At 32.2% G+C, this 522-nt stretch carries 1 protein-coding gene; it reads right to left on the bottom strand.

All coding sequences use genetic code 11. The features are described 5' to 3' along the window. Nucleotides 1–197 precede the first annotated feature (197 nt). Nucleotides 198–503, bottom strand: a complete 306-nt coding sequence (locus tag ACEN4L_RS13460; RefSeq protein ID WP_407097763.1) for a transposase — start codon at nt 501–503, stop codon at nt 198–200. Nucleotides 504–522: the final 19 nt, after the last annotated feature.

The raw sequence follows: 522 nt of genomic DNA, 5'->3' as shown, positions 1-522 counted from the left end.
CTGAATCATTCATAGATTTTTATACAGGGACATTTTTATCAAAAAATTAGGCGAAACTGAAATGTTTCTTTCTTTTTTACAAATCGATTAGATTCCTTCCTAACGGAAGAAAAGAAAAGTTCATTTCTACTAAAAAAGAGCGCACTTTCCCCTTGTTTTTTTGAATAATTTTTAAAATTATCGATTTAACACTCGAATCATAGGTAAGTTAAATTCTGAAGAATCGTTTCAAACTCTTTGTCATACACATTTGCACAACTGAATTGGATTTGAACTCGACGAGCATGATGTGTCAGTCGAGAAGCAACCTTAATGAACCGAAAACGAATGGTATCGATAAGAGATTTTATTTCTGTTTTTGGAAATACTAAGTATTTCATTAACTGAATAAGATCATAAGCAATTCCGCTAATAGTCATCCGGATGGCATTCGTCAAAAACGCAGAACTATCTGTTTTATCAAAATAGAAGCCTGACTTGATTTCTTTAATAAAGTTTTCCATAGTCCCACGGTTTTGGTAC

The sequence above is a fragment of the Desemzia sp. FAM 23988 genome, from assembly GCF_045528365.1.
Classification (GTDB): Bacteria; Bacillota; Bacilli; order Lactobacillales; family Carnobacteriaceae; genus Desemzia.
The sequence above is the reverse complement of the archived record's forward strand: the minus strand, read 5'-3'. Positions and strand labels throughout refer to the sequence as shown.